Source organism: Bradyrhizobium sp. STM 3809 (genome assembly GCF_000239795.1).
Lineage (GTDB): Bacteria > Pseudomonadota > Alphaproteobacteria > Rhizobiales > Xanthobacteraceae > Bradyrhizobium.
This window is the reverse complement of record NZ_CAFJ01000365.1, coordinates 1-3,669: the sequence shown is the minus strand read 5'-3', so window position 1 is coordinate 3,669 and position 3,669 is coordinate 1. Positions and strand designations below refer to the sequence as shown.

General features: G+C 62.8%; 5 protein-coding genes. All 5 read left to right on the top strand.

What is annotated here, in order from left to right; all coding sequences use genetic code 11:
* The first annotated feature begins 559 nt into the window (after positions 1–559).
* The gene (locus BRAS3809_RS19060; RefSeq protein ID WP_008963701.1) at positions 560–856 is read left to right on the top strand and encodes a hypothetical protein; all 297 of its coding nucleotides are present in this window, start codon (positions 560–562) and stop codon (positions 854–856) included.
* 296 nt (positions 857–1,152) lie between these two features.
* Positions 1,153–1,755 carry a hypothetical protein gene (locus BRAS3809_RS19050; RefSeq protein ID WP_008963699.1) on the top strand — a complete coding sequence of 201 codons (603 nt, stop codon included), beginning with the start codon at positions 1,153–1,155 and terminating at the stop codon, positions 1,753–1,755.
* Between the two features lie 154 nt (positions 1,756–1,909).
* Positions 1,910–2,128, top strand: coding sequence for a hypothetical protein (locus tag BRAS3809_RS19045; RefSeq protein WP_008963698.1), 219 nt, complete (start codon positions 1,910–1,912; stop codon positions 2,126–2,128).
* A 145-nt stretch (positions 2,129–2,273) separates the two neighbouring features.
* Positions 2,274–2,789, top strand: a complete 516-nt coding sequence (locus tag BRAS3809_RS19040; protein WP_008963697.1) for a hypothetical protein — start codon at positions 2,274–2,276, stop codon at positions 2,787–2,789.
* A 67-nt stretch (positions 2,790–2,856) separates the two neighbouring features.
* Positions 2,857–3,669 (top strand): phage terminase large subunit family protein (locus tag BRAS3809_RS19035; RefSeq protein ID WP_170323305.1); only part of this gene is annotated, 813 nt, incomplete at its 3' end.

Below are 3,669 nucleotides of genomic sequence, written 5' to 3'. Positions count from 1 at the left end.
TTCGTGGGGGTCGCGTGGGGGTTGGGGTATCAACCAGACCCCCACGCCCCTAGACTTCAGTCTAGGGCGGGGAGGGAGATACGGGCAGAAAATCGAGACCACTACTCGCGCGGTCTTTTAGGCTCAACTTGAGAGCCCGAAGCTTTCCGGCCCGGAGATCACGGCAAGGCGGGACTGTGCGGTCCCGAGTCGTGTCGTCGGCGCAAGGCGGCCCGTCGCTGGTCGCTCAGTCTCGATGCCTCTCAGGCGCCAGCGGCAGGCCCGCTGGGACGGCGGGGCCGCTCAGTGCAGGCGTGGCCTTGATCTTGAGCCTGGTCAACGGCTTAGCGAGCAACGCGCAACAGATTGCAATTTTCCGACCCCGGTTCTCAACATATGAGGGGCGCGTGATTGGCGGGAACCCCGCGCCTCTCGTTGTCGCCGCGCGCCGAGCGCTCTCAGGTCGTTTGGCGCGCGGCTTCGATACTGTCCGCCAATTCCGCCGAACGCGTTCAGCGCCCGCCGCAGCCAATCTGCAGGCCCATCGCGCCAGCGCCTCTCCGAACCCAAAGGACCCGCCATGTCCGACGCCAATACAGAGACGATTTCGCTGCTCGATCTGATCGAGCTGAGCAACAACGCTCGGCTTGGCCGCGCTATCGACGCAGCAGAAAAGCAAGTCGAGCTGCTGAGCCGCATGGCCGATGCGGCCGAACGGCAAGCGGACGCGCTGGAGACGATCACGGCGCTCTTTGCGAGCCTGATCGGGCGCGCGCCCACGAGCTGCGGTGCGTTTGCAGGCGAGCCGAAGGACGTGAACGTGAATTTCCTGAGAACAGGAAAAGGCGACGTCTTCCACTGCGACGAGCAGGACTGACCAATGCGTATGAACAGACTGGACCATGAAACCATGAGCACTGAAGCCATTGCGGCCGTTGCCGCAGTCACGCAAGCAGCTAACGCGCTTGCCGATACTCTCAACCAGCTCGCTGCGGTCTACGCTTCAATGTGCCCGCCGCTATGGGCGGCGCCACTGAAGCTCGACGGTACGCCCGCTATGGCCGCCTCGCGAGTATTAGAGGCCGGAAGTACTTGGCAGCTCCGGGCCGGAGATGCGTTGCGTCTTTTGGAGAGTGCCGCAGAGCGCAAGCCGACGACGTGGGAGCCGCCCGCATGAGCGGCCTCAGCGTCACGCTGGACGGCACTGCTCTGGAGAAGTGGGCGGAAGAACTTTCTTCCCGCGGGTTCCGGTCAGCTATACGGCGCGCGGTCGACCAAGCCGCTACAGCCTCGCGCCGGATCGCGCTCGACGTAATTTCGAAGGATATAGGCGCCCCAAAGGCTCGCATCAAGGATGCTGTCAGCAAGGTTAAGCGGACCACACAGACCAGCTTGTCAGCGTCGTTCGCGGCCAGCAAGGCCCGCATCAACATCCTGTCGACTGGCGCAACTGTTAGTCGCAAGTTCGGGATGACTGGCAGCACGTACCGGCTCACGGGCGGCGGCTCGGCTAGCTTGCACGTCAAGGACGCCTTCATAGTCACAGCGAATGGTGGGCGCTTCATCGCCATCAGGCGAAGCAAAGACCGGCTTCCTATCAAGGGCGTCTTCGCGGAGACGCCGAGCACGGCGCTTGGGCAGAACGGCGCTGCGGCGCAGGTCGCGTGGCAGAAAGCGGCCAACGCCGAGCTGAACGCGCGTCTACCGCGGGAGCTGCAGAAACAGCTCTTCGCGGAGAAGCTGCCGTATCAGGCGCCCGCCGACCCGGGCGATTAGCAATCCCGAATAATGCAAGCGCTTTGAGCTTGCGCGGCTTGCTACGTGGCGAGAGTACGCGTCACGTGGCTTGGTGTGCCAGCGCTCCCGCGGGGCTTGGTCATCCTCGCGTCGAGCGCTGGCGCATCCCATACCCTTACACGAAGGACACAAGATGAACGACCGAGATTTAGCCCTCGCGGCGCTGGTGCAGACACGCCAGCGCGGCGAGCCGATGCCCGCCACCGTGCGCGTGAGCGGGGCCGTCAGCGACACACAGCGCTTTCTAGAAAGCTTCCGGTTCGACAGGCGCGAGGCGTGGCCCGCGATCAGTGAGCTTCTCAGTGAGTTCAACTCGCGGCCGTTGGTTTCGGAGATCGCGGGCTCATTGTAAGGCCGCACTCGCAGGCATTCCGCCATGGCAGCGCTGCGATTGGGTCCCGTCCAAGCGTTGGAACCACCCCGATCGGCGCGCTGCCGCGTTATTCGCGTTGAAACCACTCCTCTTTTCGATAGCCGAGCACCCATAGGAGGCCGTTTTGGCAAGGCCGAAAGGCAAAATCAGGCTGGTCGCCGAGGCCGCGGGTCTGGATCATCAGACGGTTCGCAGGGCGCTTGCAACCGCAGACGTCGACATTGAAGCGCTCGATTTCGACAAGGCCGTTCAGACCGTCAAGGCCATCGCCGACAAGGACCGCGTTCTAGGCAACGCAACACTAGGCAGAGGTGAGGGTGGGGACGCAAACACCAATGCGCTCGCCAGCGCAAGGGCCGAAGCCGAGCGCCACCGTGCCGAGAAGCTGCGCCTTCAGAACGAGAAGCTTGCGGGATCGCTGATCTCACGCGACGCGGTGACCGAAACCGTTGTCCGATTGTTCGGTGATCTCCGCGTGGCGCTGATGGCGGTTGGGGTTCGGCTCGCGCCGCGCGTGTCGGGATCAACTGATCAGAAAGTGGTTGCACGCCTTATCGAAGATGAGTTGCGCCACACGCTGATAACATTTGCCGACGCTGACAGGATTCTCAGACAGATAGACGACGAGGCGCTTTCATGAGCGACGCCAACTCAGCACACGAGGACACACGCAGTTTGCGCTAGGTCCCGGGATAAGGGATCGAACAATGCTGGACGAGCAGCTACTGCGCGCGGCCGTGCGGGCGATCACGCCCACCCCGCGCGTCAGGCCGTCAGACTTCGCCGAAGCTCAGCTCCGGTTGCCTCCAAGCGCAAACGCTCTGCCCGGTCCGCTCCGTCTCAAAACCTTTCAGCGGGAAATCGTAGATGCCATCCAAGACGACGACGTTGAGACGGTCGTTATCATGGCGGGATCGCAGGTTGGGAAGTCGCTGGCGATCGAAGCGCAGATCATGGCGATGATCGCCACCGCGCCCGGACCATTCCTGCATGTTTCGCCCGACACGAAAGCGGCCGAGAAGTTCGTGCGGACACGGTTCGATCCGATGGTTGAGTCGTCACCCGTGCTCAAGTCTTTGATCGGACGGGCGCATAGCTCGCGCAAAGGCTCGACGGGCGGTGCGAACAGCCTTTCAAATAAGGACTTCGCAGGCGGGAGCATAGCCTTCGTCAGCAGCTATCAGCCCTCAGAGCTTGCCGCGCAAAGCGTGCGCTGCGTGTGGGTCGATGAGGCCGACCGGTGTACGGTTAGCGCAGGCAAGGAAGGTGATCCCGTTCTACTTGCCATCCAGCGCACGGAGCGATGGGCGCTCAGCGGAAAGAAGGTCGTAATCGTCTCGACGCCAACGGGGCGCGATAGCCGCATAGCCAAGTGGTTTGAGCGTTCCGACAAGAGGCGATTGTTCGTTGCCTGCCCCGCATGCGGGGATGAAAGCCCTCTGACGTTCGACAATCTCCATTGGGATAAGAGCAAGCCCGAAAGCGCGGGCCTGCTGTGCCAGTCGTGCGGCGTTATCCAC

What these genes read in the sequence shown, in the direction of transcription:
- BRAS3809_RS19060 (WP_008963701.1), top strand. Translation starts at nt 560, where the DNA reads ATGTCCGACGCCAATACAGAGACGATTTCGCTGCTCGATCTGATCGAG.
- BRAS3809_RS19050 (WP_008963699.1), top strand. Translation starts at nt 1,153, where the DNA reads ATGAGCGGCCTCAGCGTCACGCTGGACGGCACTGCTCTGGAGAAGTGG.
- BRAS3809_RS19045 (WP_008963698.1), top strand. Translation starts at nt 1,910, where the DNA reads ATGAACGACCGAGATTTAGCCCTCGCGGCGCTGGTGCAGACACGCCAG.